Consider the following 17258-nt stretch of genomic DNA (forward strand, 5'->3'; position numbering starts at 1 on the left):
GCCATGACCGGTACGACCAAGAGCAGGCTGAGGGCGTCGACCGCGGTATGCCGCTTGCGGCCCCACCTTCTTGTCGGCGTCCCACCCTCGGTTGACGACGGCGGCGGTCTCGGGCGGCGCGGACCGACTACGAGCCGGTCACGGTTGCGCTCGGCTCGTTGACGCGTCCCACCTTGCGATGAAGGCGATCACGGAGTGCGTCCTGGAGGTCGTCGAGGTGCTGCGTGCGCTCCCACTACACAAAGAAGGCATACACGGTGGAATGCTGTGGGAAGTCGACCGGCAGAGCCCGCCGCTTACGAGCTGGTGCGTGATTGCGGGTGAGGCGTCCGTGCTGGTGGGTGGCATGATCCGAGTGTGGCGATCATGGTCAGTCGGACGGTGCTCGTGCATCGGTTGTTCACGGGCGTCTCCCGGCTTCATCTCGCTTGCTTGGTCGCGGAGTTGGACGGCCCGTGGCAGGCCGGTGCCGAGGGCCGTCGTCATGAGGCACGCGGCGGGGCCAGGAAGCGGGCCGCGGGTGCCGGCGCCCGGTACCAGTTGGTGTTTGCCGACCGGCTGGTCGCCACTCTGATCCATCTGCGGCACGATCTCCCGCACTCGGTCCTTGCTCTGCTGTCCAGTGCCGGCCGTTCCACTGTCACCCGGGCCATCGGGGAAATACGGACGGCTCCGGCCGAGCGGGGATGTGCGGTCCCCGGCCGTCCTGGCCTGCGGCTGCGGACCCTGGCCGATGCGTTCGGCTATGCCCAGGCCGAGGGCACAAAGCTGTTTCTGGACGCCACCGAAATCCAGGTCCGCCGCCCCTTGGCCGGCCGCGGCGGACGCGGCGCGTTCGTCTCAGGGAAGACGAAGCAGAACACGATGAAGGCCACCGTCATCGCAGACCACCAGGGCCGCACATTGTGGACCGATGCCCTGCGGCCAGGGCGGATGCATGACGCGACTGCCACGCGCAACGAAGGCATCAGTGTCTGTTTCCAGCACTTCCCCGATGTGGAGGTTTCTCCTGAACGACGGATGTCCGGGCCTCCGCCGCGACCACCCCGGCCAGGCGATCACCCCACCCAGAAAGCCAAACAAGGTCGCCCTCCCGCACGTGTATGCCGCCCGAGAGGAAGCCCGGCACCAACACTCATCGAAACGCATCACCGTCAAGCACGCACTCGCCGACCACAAACGCTGGAAGCAGCTGACCCGCTGGACCCACCGGCGCGAGACTCTGCCCGACACCTGCCGGGCCATCGCCGACCTCGTCTCCGGCCGCACCGCCAACGCCTGACCACGACCTCGATCAGGCAGACACGGCTCCACCTCTATCACGCACCAGCTCGTTAGAACTGCTACCGAATGACTGCAGGCGCCGCCGGCAGATGAGTGAGCAAGCGAGGCTGAGGAAGGCCTCGTGGATTTCGACGCGTACTTCCCAGCGGATCCGTGGTCGGCGGAACCGGTAGAGATGGGCGAACGTTTGCTCGACGATCCAGCGGTCGGTGCCGAGACCGGATCCGCAAGGGACACCACGTCGGGCGATGACGGGCTTCACGCCCAGGGCCCGGGCCAGACGCTCGCGTATGGGAGAGCCCTCGACCGTCGGACGTGAGGGGTCCAGACCGTTCGCTCCGCGGAGCCGAGCGAGAAGGGCCTCGGGCAGCCGTGGCGCCAGCCTCGGGCCACTCGGCCAGACGCCGCCGACAGGTCAGGCCCGATCCGAAAACCAATTCCTGCGGGAGGCGTTCCCACACGATCCCGGCATACAGGACGAACAGGTGCTGCCCTGGAACACCAGTCGGCCCGGATGCCACATCCGCCCCGGATGACAAACCCCACGCTTCACCCTCGACAATGAGCGATCCGATCACCGCCGAGATCCCATCATCCACTTCCCACGGCTTCCGCCAAGCCACCCCGCAGATCCAGATCAAAGATCTCAGAGCCATCCAACCAGCCGAAAGATCATTTCGTTAGGGGTCGTTACGCCCGTTGCCCACCACATGCCGGGACAGCATCGACGATTTTCCGCCGGCGGCGCTCCTCCCGAGCGCCCGCCTCGCCCCCATCGACAGGCAGGCAGCAATAGCTCGATGAACCGCCACTCGACATCCGTCATGTCGACGAATAGCGCCACCTACGAGTAGGTGAGGCGGCACCGCGGCCGACGCGACGTGCCGGTCGCGGACAGCACGGAGAGGCAACCTAGTTGGCGTCGTCGGCTGAGAACGGTAGAGCACCACTACGAGGCTCCTTCTGGTTCGCAACCGCTGTTGTCACGGAAGCCTGCTGCGTTCGCGGAGCTTCAATCTGCGATGTCGACTCGAGCCATCCGGCAGGACTTCGAAACACGCCCTACCAGCCACCTGGTTACCGCTAGGTGGTTTCCTCCGACCCATCGGAACGCATTACCGGGCCATCCGGCACATCACGTATCATTCGCGGGATAACCGATAAAAGGCGCTCCTCGCGCTCAGCCCTCAAGGTGACCATCGGTAACCGTGCTCTAAATCCGGACCGGTGTTTGGCGTAGAGTCCTGATTCTCTGGCACACAGGACCCTTTCGTATCACACTCTTCGAGTCTCCTCTTCCCTCGAGGTTTCATTGCGCGACAGAAGGTGTACTCTGCCCTTATGGCACAGAAGCACGTGACGATTTATATCGACGACCTGACCGGACAGGAAACGCAGGAGGGCTCGACCCACACGTTTGCGCTCAATGGAGTGCAATACGAGATCGACCTCTCTCCGGACAGCTACGACCAGTTGCTCGATGCCTTGGGCCCGTACCTGAAGTCGGGCCGAAGGGTGCGCGGTAAGGCGAGGAAGCTCACTTCCCCTCGCAACCAGGTAGAGGGGCCGTCCACCGCCGAGATCCGTGAATGGGCCAGGCAGAACGGCTTCGAGGTCAACGAGCGCGGTCGAGTGCCCGCCGAAGTGCGCGAGGCGTACGAAGCAGCGCACTGAAACACCCTCTTGTTCCACTCCGGCGTAGATTCGAGAGCTCCTGGGCCGGCCCGTTGAAGTTACGGGTCGTTCCTCCCAGATCAACGCGTTGGTGGGAGTCCCGAGTAATCTGGGCTCCCACCAACACACCGGTCGATAGGTGAGCATTTGAACCTAGGTCACTTATCGGGTGGGGGTGGAGTGGGCTGAGCCCCACGGATGTTGAGTGAGGTGTTCGGCCTCCGCTCTTCATCGGTGGGGCTCTGTGGCTGCTTGCACGCTGCTGATCGTCGCCCGTGAGGGTGACCGCAGGTTCAAGCTGCCGCCGTCCCGGTGTGCTCTGGCCGGCTGGTGTACCTGCGCAGGAACGACACGCACATCGCCGTCGGGTCCGGCATCGGTGCGGGCGCCGCTCGCCTGCATCCGTATGGTCATAGCGCTTCCGGCCGGCCGGGAGTACCACGCCTGACCGCAGCGTTGAGCAAGCACCGCAGGCACGGCGTGACCCTTCAGGCCATCACCGCTCCAGACGGGACATTCGTGTGGATCTCACTCGAGGTGCCGGGCCGGCCCATGATCCGGCCGGGGCCCGTTAGCACCGGATCACCGCCACCTGTACCCGGCTCGACGTCCCCGTCCTGGCCGGCAAGGCGCACCAGGGAGCCGGAGACGGTGCCGCGTCGCACAAGGCCCGGCAAGGACCCCGCCATCGCGCAGAAATGCGCCGCCCGGGCACACTCCCGCCCGAGACAGCCGGTGGACAGAGCGACCGCCCGGATCAAGACCTCCCGCGTCCCCAGAAAAACACCCTGCACCCCCGACAACCTCACATCAATCGCCAAGGCCGTCCCCACCCCGACGACTCACCGGCTGAAAATCCCCGGCGTACGCCCGCCGAGGCTGGCGACCAAGGTGAGCGGCTGCTGTGGTCTCGCTCCCTGCAGGGGTTCGCGCCGCGGTTGCCCGTCTCGATTCTCGCGGGGCACGTCCTGTCGAAGCGCGGGCCAGTACGACACTTCGTCGGGCACCTCAATGGCTCGGTGGTCGTGGGCCACATTGCCTACGCCACACCTCGGCGGCGTTCACGGCTCGATCCGGCCTCAGGCCCTATCAGTGATCACGCTGAGGCTACCCAGTGCCGGCCGACGAGTCGCCGGGAAGTTTCCATTACTCTGCGTACTGCAGAATGAGCCCCGGCAGATACCAGGTGAAGCACCCATGAGTCGATTGCTCCCATAGCGCTCTGCTGCGGTTGCAGATCCGCTCGTGTGGCATCCTGATCAGAGTCGGGATTGTGTTGAGGTCTGCTCAACCGTGTCGCAGCGGCCGTGGCATGGCTGCCAGAAGCGCGCGCGTGTACGACGCCTGAGGATCTTTCAGTACCGCCTCGGTTGCACCGCATTCGACGAGCTGCCCTTGATGTAGGACAGCCAACCGGTCGCAGAGGGCCCATGCGAGTCCGACATCATGCGTGATGAAGAGCAGGCCTATCCCGTGATCTGAGCGGAGTTGCTTGAGTACCTGCAGTACTTGGCTGCGGACCGAGACGTCCAGCGCGGATACCGGCTCGTCACACACGAGTGCCTGAGGACCCAGCGCGAGGGCTGCGGCGATGACCACTCGTTGCCGTTGCCCCCCGGAGAGTTGATGCGGGTGGCAATGCCAGTAGCGGTCAGCGGGGGTGAGTCCGCTCTGTTCCAGCGCAGCGACCGCAAGGGCTGTTCGTTCCAGTCCTGGTGTGCCGATCCGATGGATGTCCAGTCCCTCCGTTACCTGTTGCCCGACGGTGCGGCGCGGGTTCAAGGATTGATATGGGTCCTGGAAGATCATCTGTACATCGCGGCGGAAGGAGCGGGCGGCCAGTGCTCTGCTCAGGGGTTGTCCCTGATAGGTCACGTCGCCTGTAGTCGGTTGTTGCAGCCCGACGAGGGTCCGCCCGAGTGTGGTCTTACCGCTGCCTGAACCTCCGAGCAATCCGAGGATTTCTCCCTTGTTCCACTGGATGTCGATGTCGGCTAGGCCTGTAACGGTGCCGGAGGCTGTGCGTGCGACGTACTCGACACCGAGGCCGTGCGTTTCGAACAGAGGGCGGTCTGCGCTGAGCATGTCGAGGTCCTATCTCGGGCGGTGGCAGCGTGCCGTGTGGTGTGGTGTCACGCCCTCGTGGAAGGCTGGCTCCGTGGTAGTGCACAGGGTGTCGGCCCGGTGGCAGCGGGGGGCGAACGCACAGCCGGCGCCTCGTGGTTCAAGGGGGCTTGGGGGGTGGCCTGGGATGGGAGTCGGTATCTGTCGGACAGGGCCAAAAGTCGGCAGCGCTGCCAGGAGACGCTCGGTGTAGGGGTGCCGGGGGTTCGTGTATACGTGATGGGGCGCCCCTTGTTCGACGACTTGTCCTGCGTACATCACGGTGATGTCGTCGCACACCTCGCTCAGCAGCGAGAGGTCGTGTGAGATGAGCAGAAGGGAGAGCCCGAGGTCTTTCCGTAGCTCGTGCAGCAGGTCGAGGATCTGGCGTTGAGTGATGACGTCCAGGGCCGTGGTCGGTTCGTCTCCGATGATGAGGTCGGGACGGCAGGCCAGGGCGAGGGCGATCATGAGTCGTTGCCGTTGCCCTCCGGAGAATTGGTGAGGGTAGTCCCGGGCCCGGGCGGGGTTGAGGTGGACTTGCTGCAGGAGTTCGCCGACTCGTTGGTTCGTCTCGGGGCGGTCCAGTTCCGGTTCGTGGGTCTGGATGGCTTCGTGGATCTGCTCGCCGACGCGCATGACGGGGTCGAGGGCGTTCATCGCGCCTTGGAAGATCATGGAGATGCGTCTCCAGCGGATCGAGCGCATGCCTCGTGGGGAGAGTGTGTGCAATGGGCGGGGGCCGGCAGGGGTGGCGAGGTGGATCTCTCCCGCTGTCCGATGCAGTCCTGGCGGGAGAAGGCCCATGATGGCGAGTGCTGTGGTGGACTTCCCGCAGCCTGATTCGCCTGCGAGTCCGTGGACTCGGCCCTTTTGGATGTCGAGGTCTATGTCATTGACGAGGGTGGCTCCGGGGACGGTTCTGCTGGTGATGGTCAGCCCGCGGATGGAGAGCAGGGTCTCGGTTGCGCCGGGTCGGTTCATTTTTGTTCTCCCAGCCGAGGATCGATGCGGTGCTCGATGGCGTGTCCGACGAGTGAGAATGCGAGGACTACGAGGGCGATGCACAGGCCTGGTGGGAGGAAGTAGGTCCAGGCACCTGATGTCAGAGCACCTGCGCTTTGCGCGGATTCGAGCATTCCTCCCCAGGAGTATCGGTTGGGGTCTCCGAGGCCGAGGAAGGAGAGCGTTGACTCGGTCAGGATGGCGAGCGAGACGTAGATGACGGAGTTGGCGAGTACGAGGGGCAGTAGATTGGGGATGAGCTGTTGGCGGATTACGCGTAGGTGGCTGGCTCCCAGGACGCGTGATCGTTCCACGTAGGCACGGCTCTTGAGGGAGAGGGCTTCGGCTCGGACGATGCGCGAGGTGCCGGCCCAGCCGAAGACGCCTATCACGGCTATCAGGACGCCTGTTTGCCCAAGGGGTACGGAGGATGCCCGGTTGCCGAGCAGGGCGGCGGCCAGGACGGCTACGGGAATGAGAGGAAGGACGAGGAACCAGTCGTCGAGCATGCTCAGCGCACGGTCCATGGCGCCGCCGAACCAGGCCGAGGCTATGCCGACGGCGGTTCCTATGACGGTGGATACGAACGCGGCGGCGAGTCCCACGAGCATGGATGCTTGTGATCCCAGAAGGAGTTGGGACAGGACGTCGCGGCCGTTCTCATCGGTGCCGAGCCAGTAGTGTGCCGATGGTCCGGTAAGGATCTCGCTTGAGAACGACGATGCCGCGTTCGGGTCTTGCGGCGCGAGTATGGGGGCCAGGAGGGCCATCACGCCGAACAGAAGCAGGATGATTCCGCCTATTGCTCCGCGTGCGTCGCGCATCACTGACAGAGTGGCTGGGGCCATCCTTCCGATGGGTCCTCGTCGATTCGCAGTAAGGATCTTTTGGGCTGTGGCGCGTTGCTCTTCCGTGAAGGTAAGGAGCTGACGGGGTTCTGAGGATTCGCTCATGGCAGTCTCCGGTCAGTTCCTGATGCGGGGGTCGAGACGGCTGTAGATGAGGTCAGTGGCCACGTTCATGAGGATGACCATTGCTGAGGAGAGCAGGAACAGGCCCTGAAGCAGGGGATAGTCCTTGCCTTGGATGGCTTGCATCGTGAGAGTTCCGATGCCTGGCCAGGAGAAAAGCGCTTCTACTGTGATGGCGCCGCCGAGGACGAAGCCGAGGTTGAGTCCGATGACGGTGACGACAGGGAGGAGGGCGTTGCGCAGGATGTGGCGTCGCCTGATGGTTCGTGGTGGGAGGCCGATTGCTCTGGCTGTGAGTATGTGGTCCTCTTGCATGGCTGTGACGACGGAGCTGCGCATGTTCACGGAGTACTGGGCCAGTAGCCCGAGGGTCAGTGTCGTGATCGGTAGTACGGCGTGTTTTGCGATGTCGACTGCGTGTGCCATGCCCTTTGCGGTTGATCCTGGTTCCGTGGCGTGGCCGGTCGGTAGGAGAGGGATGGCCTGGGCGAAGGCGACGATCAGCAGCATGCCGAGCCAGAAGACGGGTATCGCGTACAGGACCACGGAGCTCTGCGTGAGCAGGGTGTCCTGTGTTCGCCCGCGCTTCCAACCCGCGTGGAGACCGATCCAGGGGCCGATGAGGGACGCGAGCACGGTGGCTACACCGACGATGAGCAGGGTGTCGGGGAGTGCATCGATGAGTTCTTCGACTACGGGCCGGTTGGTGACGAAGGAGCGTCCGAGATCGCCGGAGAGGGTGTCCGCCACATAGTGCTTGAACTGAATCCACTGGCTCTGGTCGAGGCCGCGTTGCTCGATGATGGCGTCTTGTGCCGCTTTCGACAGCTTGGGGTTGCGCGCGAGGTCCTGCTTGGGGTCACCGACGGCGCGGAAGAGAAAGAAGTTGAAGCAGAGAACGAAGGCCAGGGTGCTGCCTGCGGTGAGCAACTTTTTCAACATGTTCATGGCGCTCGCCTTTCTCAGTCCTCATCGGTCCAGTCGCGCAGGTGACTTACTGACGGCTTCCTGCGTCGTCCTAGGATGAATCCGACGCCCGCTGCTGCCGCAACGAGCACCGCTACCGAGGGGAGCGACAGTTGCCGGGGGCCCGCATTCGGGCGCTGGCTCTTCGCGCTTGCCGTGTCGGGTCCTGGCCGCAGGTGAGTCAGCTGCAGCCAGTTCGTTCCGAAGGGCGATCCGTTCGGCTGCGGTGATGTGAGGTATCCGTGCCATGTGTCGTTGCGGGTGAGGGTGAGGCTGTGTGAGTAGACCGTGGGGATGTAGGGCAGGTCCTTCATGGCGATCTTCTCCGCCTCGTGCATGGCGGACATGCGTTCTGCGGGGTCTGTGCTCTTCAGGGCTTTCAGGGAAACGCGGTCATAGGCGGGGTTGGAGTAGAAGGAGTCCTGCCAGGTGCTGTCTGTGCGGAGGACTTCGAAGTTGAAGTCCGGGGTACCGATGTCTCCGGACCATGCCCAGTAGAAGGCGTCGAAGGTGGGCGCGTAGTGGTCATCGTCCTTGCCCGGTGCGTAGATGGCATTGTTGAGGGCGTCTTCGGTGACGACGGCCATGTCGATGGTGATGCCCAGGTCTGCTGCCCAGGCACGGATGCGACGTACGGCATTCTGGTCCTGGTCTTCGGTTGATCGCACCATCATCTCGAAGCGTGCGGGTGTGCCGCCCTTGGTGCATGGATGCCGGGTGCAGTCCCAGCCGCCGGCCTTCAGGATGTCTCGCGCCTTGGCAGGGTCGTACTGGTAGCCGATCTCTGCGTCGCGAGAGTGGTCTTTGAAGTATCGCGAGTAGTAAGGGGAAATCAGTCCGTAGGCAGGGGGGTTCTGGCCGCCGTAAACCGTGCGGGAGAGGGCTTCGCGGTCGATGCCCCATGCGATGGCCTGCCGGATAGCGGGATCCTGCACTACGGAGACCTTTGCCCCCTTGCCCGGTCCTGAACATGCCCCGGCTCCCTTGGGCGGGCAGGAGTTGAAGGCTATTTCGGAGAACCCGGGGGATGCAGCACCCCAGACCTTGATGTCCTTGGCCGTCTTGAGCTGTTCCACCCATCGGCTGTTGCCCTCGGAGACCATGTCGAGGCCCTTGAGCTTCAGATCGCGCAGTGCGGCCTCGCCGTCGTCATAGTGGACGAAGAGCACGCGCTTCATCTGAGGTTTCTCGCCACGGAAAGTTGGATTGGGGACAAGTTCCGTGGTGCCGTTTTTGTTCCATTTCTTGATGCTGAACGGTGCCGTGGTCACGCTGGGAAGTGGTACCGGCGCCTTGTCGATCTTGTCGATGGGCACGCTGGCGAAGATGTGCTTCGGAAGGATCGGAATGAAGACGGAGTCGAGTCGTGCGTCCGGTTCCGTCAGGCTGAGGCGCACGGTGAGGGGGGTGGGTGTGGCGATTTCACGGACGCTGGTCGTGTACCCGCTGAGCATGTTGGTCTCGTTGGTACGTACTGCGTCGTAGGTCCACTTGACGTCCGCGCTCGTAAAGGGCTTCCCGTCGGACCAGGTGACACCGGATCTGAGTTTGAACGTCCACGTCTTGCCGTCCGGGGAGAGCGAGTAGGACTCGGCAAGCGAGTGCTCCAGGTCTGGGCGACCGTCCAGGGTGCGGTAGTTCAGCAGGAGGTCATAAGACAGTTGGGAGACGGTGTTGGCGATGATGTTCTGCTGCCCCAGAGGGTTGATGCTGTCGATCGGTTGTTCGTGGCCGATGCGGTAGTCCCCTGTTGACGGCGTTGTGGCGAGCGACTCGGCGGGGATCACGTAGTTCGCGCCTACGGTGAGGCCGATCGCGGCGGCAAGCGGAGCGGTGAGCCGAATGAGTCGGTGCAGGCTGAAGGATGCGGGCATGGCGTGTGCGGGCCTTCCTGTCTTTCAGGTGCGATGAAGCGGCAGATGGCGGCGGAACCAGTCCATGACGCGTCGATGACGGTCGACGCGCCGGTCCAGCCGTGCCGTGCCTTGCATCAGGTGGTCGGATTCCGGGTAGAGCACATAGGCGACATGCCGGCTCAGGCGGCGTAGCGCGATGAACATCTGCTCGTTGTCCGCGGGGGGGCATCGGAGATCGTCCTCGGCCTGCAGGATGAGGAGCGGGGTGTTCAGGTGTTCGGCATGGCGCAACGGCGAGGCCCTCCACAGGCGGGCTGCTCCTTCTTCGCTGGTCGGGTCGCCCAGCCCTGCGGCTTCTGCGTACGTGGGGCCGGTGTCGCAGGCGCTCCACGCCGTGATCTGATTGCTGACCCCGTTCTCCGCGACGGCCGCGGCAAAGCGAGGGCTGGTGGCGGCAAGCCAATAGGTGAGGAAGCCGCCGTACGACGCTCCGCACACACCGATGCGGCCGTGCTCGGCAAGACCTGTCTCGATGAGGTGGTCCAGCACGGCGTGAGCGTCGGCGGCGTCGACTTCTCCCCAAGCACCGTGCAAGCTGCCGGCCCAGTGACGGCCCTGGTCAAGGGATCCTCTCAGGTTCGGCATGGCCACTCGGTAGCCGGCAGAGGCCAGAATCATCGCTTCCAAAGTGGGATACATGCCCCACTGGAGCGTCGGACCGCCGTGGAGGGCCAGGACGAGCGGCACCGCTGTCCGGTCCACCAGACCGGGAGGCTCTGCAAGGTAGACGGTGATGCTTCCGGCCGGGCCCGGCACTTGTCTGCGTTCCACAGTAGGAAGCACGTAGCGGTCCAGCCAGAGCGAGCCGTGCTGGGTCAGACGGCGAGATCCTGAGCCCTCCAGGGCGTAGACCTCCGGTGCGCAAAGAGCTCCTTGCACCAGTACGGCGACAGTGCGCCCACCGTGCTCCGCTATGGAAGACACCTGGCATCCATAGCGGGCGTCCAGCAGGCGTTCCCCGCTGCTGAGGCGGACAGGAAGCACATCGCCGCCAATGCTGACCGTGGTGACATCCGCCGAGTCGTCGCCATCGGTCCACCAGTCGTGCAGATCGCTCTCACCGCCGAGCTCGCCGACCCAGAGGTCCGCCACGGAGTCGCCGAGCAATGGCACATGACTCAGGTCGGGCAAGATCCGGTACGCCTGTGAGGGCTCGGCTGAACGCGGGGCAGCGACGTCGTGACCGATCGCGACGATGCTGCCATCAGCCGCGAGATGATAGCGCCGCACTCCCCCAGCCAGGAATGTGACTTGCTCCCACTCCTGTGTGCCTTGCGGCCCCGGCTGCAGCTTGTGCACCTGGGGGCACGGCGCAATGTCTGCGTCCTCCCGCAGGTCGGCCAGAACATGGATCACACCGTCACGGTCAACGCGTGGACGAGATAGGAACTCGGGGCCGAACGTCAGCTGACGCGCTGAGGTGGAGTCGGCACTCACAGGCACTCGGTGCACATGGAACGGGCGCAGCCTCAGCCCTTCCCCGTCAAAGCGCCAGTTCGAACGCTCGATCACACGACAGACCACACCGTAGCTGTCTTTGGCATCCGCGTCCGCTGACGGTGGCGCGGCCGCCACTTCGAATGGAGAATCCACGTCCTGAGCGAGTACGGCGAGCCACCGCCCGTCAGGGGACCAGTCGAAATCGCGGACTCCTCCGGGAAGGGCAGTGAGTTGATGCCTGCTGCCGGTCTCCAACGACACCACGTCCACCTGTGCCGGAAGATCACCGTCATCAGAGATGAACGCCACCGATCCACCGCCTGGCGCGATCCGGGGGTGGGTGTCGATGGAAGGACCGTCCGTGAGCCGACGGGGTTCCCCTCCGTCATAGTCCACTGCCCACAGATCGATGCGATCCAAGCCGTCACGGATCTCCCGGCGCGTGTACACGACCGTGCCTTGGCCGTCACCGGAGACGTGCAGGGCAATCTGCCCAATCGCCACCTGCTCCTTGAGCGCGTCAGGAGACAATAGACGGGGCGGAGCCGTGGGAACACCCACCATGGAGCAACCTTCCGATGAATCACGTGGCATGCGCACCGGTGCGGTATCACTGACGCAGGCCGGTGCCTTGGAGCAGACCACGTTCGGCACAACAAAGGCCGCTTCCTGAAACCCGTCAGCTTGAACAGGGCTGCCGGCGCAGGTTCCAAATATGCGATGAGTCCCGGCGCTTCTTCATGAGCAGCCGGTACTTAGAGCGTCCGCCAGTAGGTCATCGGATGCGGGGTGTGCGGGGTCGTGTGTCCCATCGGTAGTGGGTCCAGGCCTTGCGGATCGGGTGGCGGATGGTGACGAATATGCAGGCCAGGGCGATGTAGAACCCGATCGCGGCTTTGCGTCGCTCGGTGCAGCGGCGGAGTTTCCCGAAGCTGTTCAGCCAGGAGTTCGTCCGCTCGACGGCCCAGCGTCCACCGGCCTGGATAGGGACCTTCATTCCGCGGCGAGTGATCCGGGCGTCGATGCCGCGTTCGGCCAGGTCGTCGCGGACGGGCCGGGGGCCTTGACCCCGAATACTGGACACGGGTTATGCGGCTTGGGCCAGCGTAGTTGATGGTGTTGTGGCTGCTGTTTCGTAGGCGATGGGGCTGCGGTGTCCAAGGCGGGAGTGACGGCGCCGGGTGTTGTAGCGGTGGAGCCACCGGAATGCGTCGAGGCGGGCTTCGCGCTCGCTGGGCCAGGACTTTCTGCCTTGGAGTGTTTCCCGTTTGAAGGCTGCGTTGAAGGACTCGGCGAGTGCGTTGTCCGCGCTGGACCCGATCGTGCCCATGCTCTGGATCACCCCTGCTGACCTGCAGGCTTCGGCGAATGCCCGACTCACGTATTGCGCGCCGTGGTCGGTGTGCATGATCGCACCGGCGAGGCTGCCGCGGGTTCGCTGGGCGGCGGCCAGGGCGTCGGTGACGAGCTCGGTTCGCATGTGCTCCGCGAGTGCCCAGCCGGCCAGACGCCGTGAGGCGAGGTCGATGACGGTGGCCAGATACAAGAACTTCCCGCCTTCCAAAGGGAGATACGTGATGTCACCGACGTACTTACTGTTCACCGTGTCGGCCGTGAAGTCCCGTTTGATCATGTCGGGGGTCTTCGCGGCCGCCTCGTCCGGGATCGTGGTGCGGTGTCTGCGACGCAGCCGCACTCCTTGCAGATTGATGCTTCGCATCACGCGGGCGATCCGCTTGTGGTTGACATGTTCGCCGTCCGCGCGGAGCTCGGCGGTGATCCTGGGAACGCCGTAGGTGCCATCCGATTCGAGGTGCACGGCCCGTATCCGGGCTGCGAGGCGGGCGTCGGCCGCCTGGCGGGCGGCCCGGTCGGGGGCTGTCGCGCGCCAGTGGTAGAAGCTGGAGCGGGCGATACAGAGGATGGTGCACAGCCGCTTCACGCCGAAGCGGCGCTGATGGTCGGCGACGAACTGGAAGCGGTTCACCAGCGCGTCTCCCCGGCGAAATACTTCGCCGCCTTCCGCAGGATCTCGCGTTCCTCCTCCAGCTCACGGACCTTCTTGCGCAAAGCGGCGTTCTCCGCCTCCAGGGGCACCGGTGGCCGGGCCGGTTCCTCCGCCCGGTGACCGCGGGGACGGCTCGCGCCGCCCGCCCGGATCCAGTTGCGCAGCGTCTCGGGGTTGATCCCCAGATCAGCGGCGATCTGCCTGATCGTCGCTCCGGGCCGCGACTGGTACAGCGCGACAGCGTCCGCCTTGAACTCCGGCGGATAGTTCTTCATGACCACGAGATGTCCGTCCTCAGATCCACAGGATCCAGTCTCTCGTGTGTCCAAGATCAGGGGTCAAGGCCCCGGTAGTCGTAGCCGGCGTCCAGACCCAGCCGCGGGTGTTCCGGCAAGGGGCCCAGGACGTTCCCAAGGCCGCGGTAGGCGTCCAGAATGGCTGGCAGCAAGGTGTGATCGCGGATGTTCGCGGGCGCCGGCTCGGTGACGAGCGGTATGCCCTGCGCTTCGGTCAACTGCGAGCGTTTGAGGCCCTGTTTGCCGCGGTCGACCGGGCTTCTTCCCGCGCACTCGCCGCCGGCGGGCGCCTTGGTGATGCATCCGTCCGCGATGAGATGATCGAGTTCGAGGCCGATCATGCGGTCGTAGGCGGACAGGACCAGCAGCCGAAGTTGTTCCATCACCCCGAGTGCGATCCATTCGTCTCTGCGCCGGCGCAGCGTGGTGGCAGAGCAGCGGCCATCGGCCACCCGTTCGTATCCGCAGCCGAACACGAGCACTTGCACCAGGCGGTCGAAGACGACCTCGTCTGCAATCCGGGGGTTGTGACAGCCGAGCGGATGATGGTCCTCACGGGCAGGCAACAGTGCCAGGAACTGGTCGCGGACTGGTTTGAGCAGGCATGATGGAACAGCAGGCACGGACACCCCGAGTGATCATGAAGCGTGAAGAACTCCATGATCGGGGACCGTGCCTGCACCACTTCACCCACCTACTGGCGGACGCTCTTATACAACCCCTGAGTGAAATGATCTTCGGGCTGGGTGGGTGGCTCTCAGAGCGTTGATCCGGTCGTGTGGGGTGCGCCGGCGTAGGCAGTGGGACGTCGATGACACGTGTGGGCGGTGATCGAGCCGCTGTTGCCGAGGCGTAGCGGCTCGGTTCGTCATCCTGGGCCGAAGCCGCATCCGGACCGGCTGGTATTGCAGCATCCTGTTCGTGCTGCACGCAGGGATCATGTGGAAGCGCCTTCCGCAGGAGCTGGGCTTCGGTTCGGGCATGACCTGCCGGGGCGTCTGGCCGAGTGGCCTGAAGCCGACGGTTGGCCGCGGTTGCACGAGACTCTCCTGGCCCGGCTGTGCGGAGCGGATGTTCCTGACTGCTCGCGCGCAGTGAGCTTCTTCAGCGGTCACTCCAGAGGATGAGTGGCTGGCTGAGGTTGACTGCCCTCTGAGCTGCGGCAGCGCAAAGCTCTCGTGGGCCCAATCGTCACCCGATCGGTGGCCACTCTGAAGAAGCTCAGTGAGTCAACTCCTGCATACACGCGGCAGAGAGGGGGATCCAAGAGAGGGCGAAGCCCTGTCGACCGGGCAGGACGGCAGCAAGTATCACCTGGTCGCTATGCCTCAGGCAATCCGCCTGCGGTCACGCCCACCGGAGGGAACCGCACCGCCGTCACGCAGTTCATCCCTTGCTCCAGGCAGCGTCCCACCGGTCCGTGGCAACTTCGGCCGCCCGCGGCGACGGCCCGACCCGTGTCAGGCGACCGTGGCCACGACAGGCACCGTCGCCCGGCATGGGCCCTGGACGTGAAACGCGTCCATGCCGGACGTGGCGTCTCACACGGATCCGGGCCCGGCGCCCGCCAGCAGGTCGGCGAGCACGCCACCGCCCCAGAAGCCTCGCCCGCTCACCTGCTGGCGACTCCAGAAGGGCTGCATGGAAGAGCGGTATAACTCCGGTCATGGAGCGGGCACCGCGTCGACGGGCGTGGATGGCCGGTTCATGAACGAACTCGTGGCCCGGGCTCAGGCCGAGGGCTTGCAGCTGACGGATGAGGGAGGCCTGCCCAGGCAGCCGCCAGGGCGTGTGTTGGAGTCTGCTCTCGAGGGGAGATGAGCGATCCTCTCGGCTGTGACCGGCCGGCTCCGGCAGCCAAGAACGGCGGCAAATCCAGGAACGACAAGCGGTCCAAGCAACCAGGCCTGAGCTGGCGATTGCCCGCGCAGGCCTGGCAAAGACACAACTCTATGCGTGGATGCTCATGAGCCACTTGAATCCCTGGACAGTCACCCGCCCGTTACGTGGATGATGTAGCCAGTCGTAGGCCTTGGCGGGTCAAGCTCGTCGCCCGCGACTACAGCGCTTCGAAGATCCCCCTTGGCGGATGAGGCGACGGCAAACCCGGAAAGAGCAGCAAGCGCGATCCCTGCCGCTATCCCCATACTGGTGATCCTTAATTGAATACGCAATTTCATTCCTTACCTATTGCCCTGCACACTGCTCCTACAGCGGTTCCTACCGTGAGGCGGCAATGCCCATGGGTCGATTAGCTCGTATGAATTATCTTGACAAAACATAGACAATCTCCCGAGCAGTGAGTACTCAATTTCATCAGTCAGGCGCAGCAGCTTCATGATCCATGCAATCTGTTCGCCCCATTTTCCACCGGCCTAGAGCTCTGCCGTCGCTGCTCCGGCCACCCCGCCAGGGCATGTTCGGCGGGTGGTTGCCGGTGGCGGTGGGCGTCTTGCCTGCCAGGGGCGGTCGCGGCCTGATGACAAGAGGCCGCCTGGAGGTCGTGGGAGCGAATGGTCAGGATCCGGCCTGCTTTGGCTTTGGTGCACCGCTCGCGCGGATAGCACCCGCTGCACAGGTCCCTGAAGGCTGCTTTGCGCTGGTGGTGCTGTCCGCCGGGGTCCGGCAGCGGGACTGTGTGCCCTTGGGAACAGGTCACGGTGGCGGCGACGGCGAAGCAGCCGGTGCCTGACCCGCTCCAGCACCTGGCGGGCGTTGCCGGTGAGGCAGGCGATGTCGCCGAAGGCGTGAACCGGCTCGTCCTCCTCGGCGAGCAGATCCAGGCGACAGCGGCCTCTTGGTGTTCCGGCCCGGCTCCGGGAGCGAGAGCAACGGCGGTGAACGGGCCGGTCTCGGGCTCGACGGCGAGGTGGGCCTTGTATCCGTCCTGCTGATGGGATTGAGTCTTGCGACGTGGCGGGCTTCGGGATCGACCGTGGAGACCATGCGGCCCGGGGCGGTGGCCCGGGCCCCAGCGCCCGTCGCGGCCGTCCGGAGTCCCTCAGCCGGTTCGACGCCCTGCCCGGCGGCCGGGATGCCCACCGCGTTCGCGGCTTTCTCGCCGAGCCGCTTCTCGGGCAGCTGTCCCGCCCGAGCAGCCGCAGTGCATCCGTGACATGGGATTCCACCAGCGCGGTGCGGGCCTGGGCGTCGTTCCAGGCGCTGCGGGGTTTGCCCGGCTCGGTGTAGTCGTGGGCGGTGCACTGCAGGCCGCGGCCCGGCCAGCTGCCGGGACTTCCCGGATGGCCGCCCGGATAGCGGCGATGCACTCGGATTGAGCTTGTCCTGGGACTCGGCCTTCAGTTCCAGATCGGCCGCCATCTTGACTCGCCGCGGTCGACGGAACCGCTCCCCGGGATCGCTGATGGGCCAAGCCGGCGTCATAGACGCCGTTGTCATGACGACGGCTGTTGCAGCGCAGCCCGCGCCTGGCCGTCGACGGCGCCCGTCCGAGCCGCCCGGTTATCTCGCGGACGCCCAGGCCGCGCTCGTGCAGGGTGGCGATCCCATTGCCTGCCAGCAGCGAGAGGCAGCGGTCCGAACGGAATGCTCCGGAGGGGGGCCGGCGGGACACCGCCGCTCTCCTCCCTCCAAC

The 17258-nt window shown here is 65.0% G+C and carries 9 protein-coding genes and 3 pseudogenes; 2 read left to right on the forward strand and 10 right to left on the reverse strand.

The genetic code is table 11. From position 1 onward, the window contains the following. Positions 1-366 precede the first annotated feature (366 nt). Positions 367-1282: pseudogene (locus tag OG462_RS01170) on the forward strand (transposase family protein). 1343 nt (positions 1283-2625) lie between these two features. Next, positions 2626-2958 carry an Lsr2 family protein gene (locus tag OG462_RS01175; protein ID WP_406053698.1) on the forward strand — a complete coding sequence of 111 codons (333 nt, stop codon included), beginning with the start codon at positions 2626-2628 and terminating at the stop codon, positions 2956-2958. A gap of 1287 nt (positions 2959-4245) precedes the next feature. On the opposite strand, the gene OG462_RS01180 is transcribed toward OG462_RS01175, so the two are convergent. The 10 genes and pseudogenes from OG462_RS01180 to OG462_RS01225 all read right to left on the reverse strand — a co-directional run bounded on the left by OG462_RS01180 (position 4246) and on the right by OG462_RS01225 (position 16322). Further along, complete coding sequence (locus tag OG462_RS01180) at positions 4246-5043, reverse strand: ABC transporter ATP-binding protein (protein WP_406053700.1); 798 nt, start codon at positions 5041-5043, stop codon at positions 4246-4248. Positions 5044-5052: 9 nt separating this feature from the next. Then, complete coding sequence (locus tag OG462_RS01185; RefSeq protein ID WP_406053701.1) at positions 5053-6045, reverse strand: ABC transporter ATP-binding protein; 993 nt, start codon at positions 6043-6045, stop codon at positions 5053-5055. Further along, entirely contained in the window at positions 6042-6890 is an 849-nt protein-coding gene (locus OG462_RS01190) for an ABC transporter permease (RefSeq protein WP_406053703.1), read from the reverse strand. The genes OG462_RS01185 and OG462_RS01190 overlap by 4 nt, the downstream gene beginning before the upstream one ends. Positions 6891-7031: 141 nt before the next feature. Continuing rightward, positions 7032-7985 carry an ABC transporter permease gene (locus tag OG462_RS01195; RefSeq protein WP_406053705.1) on the reverse strand — a complete coding sequence of 318 codons (954 nt, stop codon included), beginning with the start codon at positions 7983-7985 and terminating at the stop codon, positions 7032-7034. 14 nt (positions 7986-7999) lie between these two features. Next, positions 8000-9877: an ABC transporter substrate-binding protein gene (locus tag OG462_RS01200; protein ID WP_406053707.1), complete on the reverse strand. Its 1878-nt coding sequence runs from the start codon at positions 9875-9877 to the stop codon at positions 8000-8002. Positions 9878-9901: 24 nt separating this feature from the next. Continuing rightward, on the reverse strand, positions 9902-11863 hold the full coding sequence (locus tag OG462_RS01205; RefSeq protein ID WP_406053709.1) for a S9 family peptidase: 1962 nt from the start codon (positions 11861-11863) through the stop codon (positions 9902-9904). 271 nt (positions 11864-12134) lie between these two features. Continuing rightward, positions 12135-12428: pseudogene (locus OG462_RS01210) on the reverse strand (IS5/IS1182 family transposase); the annotation flags it as partial. Positions 12429-12446: 18 nt separating this feature from the next. Next, a protein-coding gene (locus OG462_RS01215; protein ID WP_406053589.1) for an IS3 family transposase occupies positions 12447-13648 on the reverse strand; the annotation gives its coding sequence in 2 pieces (ribosomal slippage) (positions 12447-13363 and positions 13363-13648; 1203 coding nt in all). A 65-nt stretch (positions 13649-13713) separates the two neighbouring features. Further along, positions 13714-14286: pseudogene (locus tag OG462_RS01220) on the reverse strand (IS5/IS1182 family transposase); the annotation flags it as partial. A 1712-nt stretch (positions 14287-15998) separates the two neighbouring features. Next, on the reverse strand, positions 15999-16322 hold the full coding sequence (locus OG462_RS01225) for a transposase (protein WP_406053711.1): 324 nt from the start codon (positions 16320-16322) through the stop codon (positions 15999-16001). Positions 16323-17258 lie beyond the last annotated feature (936 nt).

The organism is Streptomyces sp. NBC_01077 (genome assembly GCF_045162855.1).
Taxonomy (GTDB): Bacteria; Actinomycetota; Actinomycetes; order Streptomycetales; family Streptomycetaceae; genus Streptomyces.

Bases quoted from the DNA above. Each gene is read 5' to 3' on its own strand.
- OG462_RS01175 (WP_406053698.1), top strand. From the start codon at position 2,626: ATGGCACAGAAGCACGTGACGATTTATATCGACGACCTGACCGGACAG.
- OG462_RS01180 (WP_406053700.1), bottom strand. From the start codon at position 5,043: ATGCTCAGCGCAGACCGCCCTCTGTTCGAAACGCACGGCCTCGGTGTC.
- OG462_RS01185 (WP_406053701.1), bottom strand. From the start codon at position 6,045: ATGAACCGACCCGGCGCAACCGAGACCCTGCTCTCCATCCGCGGGCTG.
- OG462_RS01190 (WP_406053703.1), bottom strand. From the start codon at position 6,890: ATGCGCGACGCACGCGGAGCAATAGGCGGAATCATCCTGCTTCTGTTC.
- OG462_RS01195 (WP_406053705.1), bottom strand. From the start codon at position 7,985: ATGAACATGTTGAAAAAGTTGCTCACCGCAGGCAGCACCCTGGCCTTC.
- OG462_RS01200 (WP_406053707.1), bottom strand. From the start codon at position 9,877: ATGCCCGCATCCTTCAGCCTGCACCGACTCATTCGGCTCACCGCTCCG.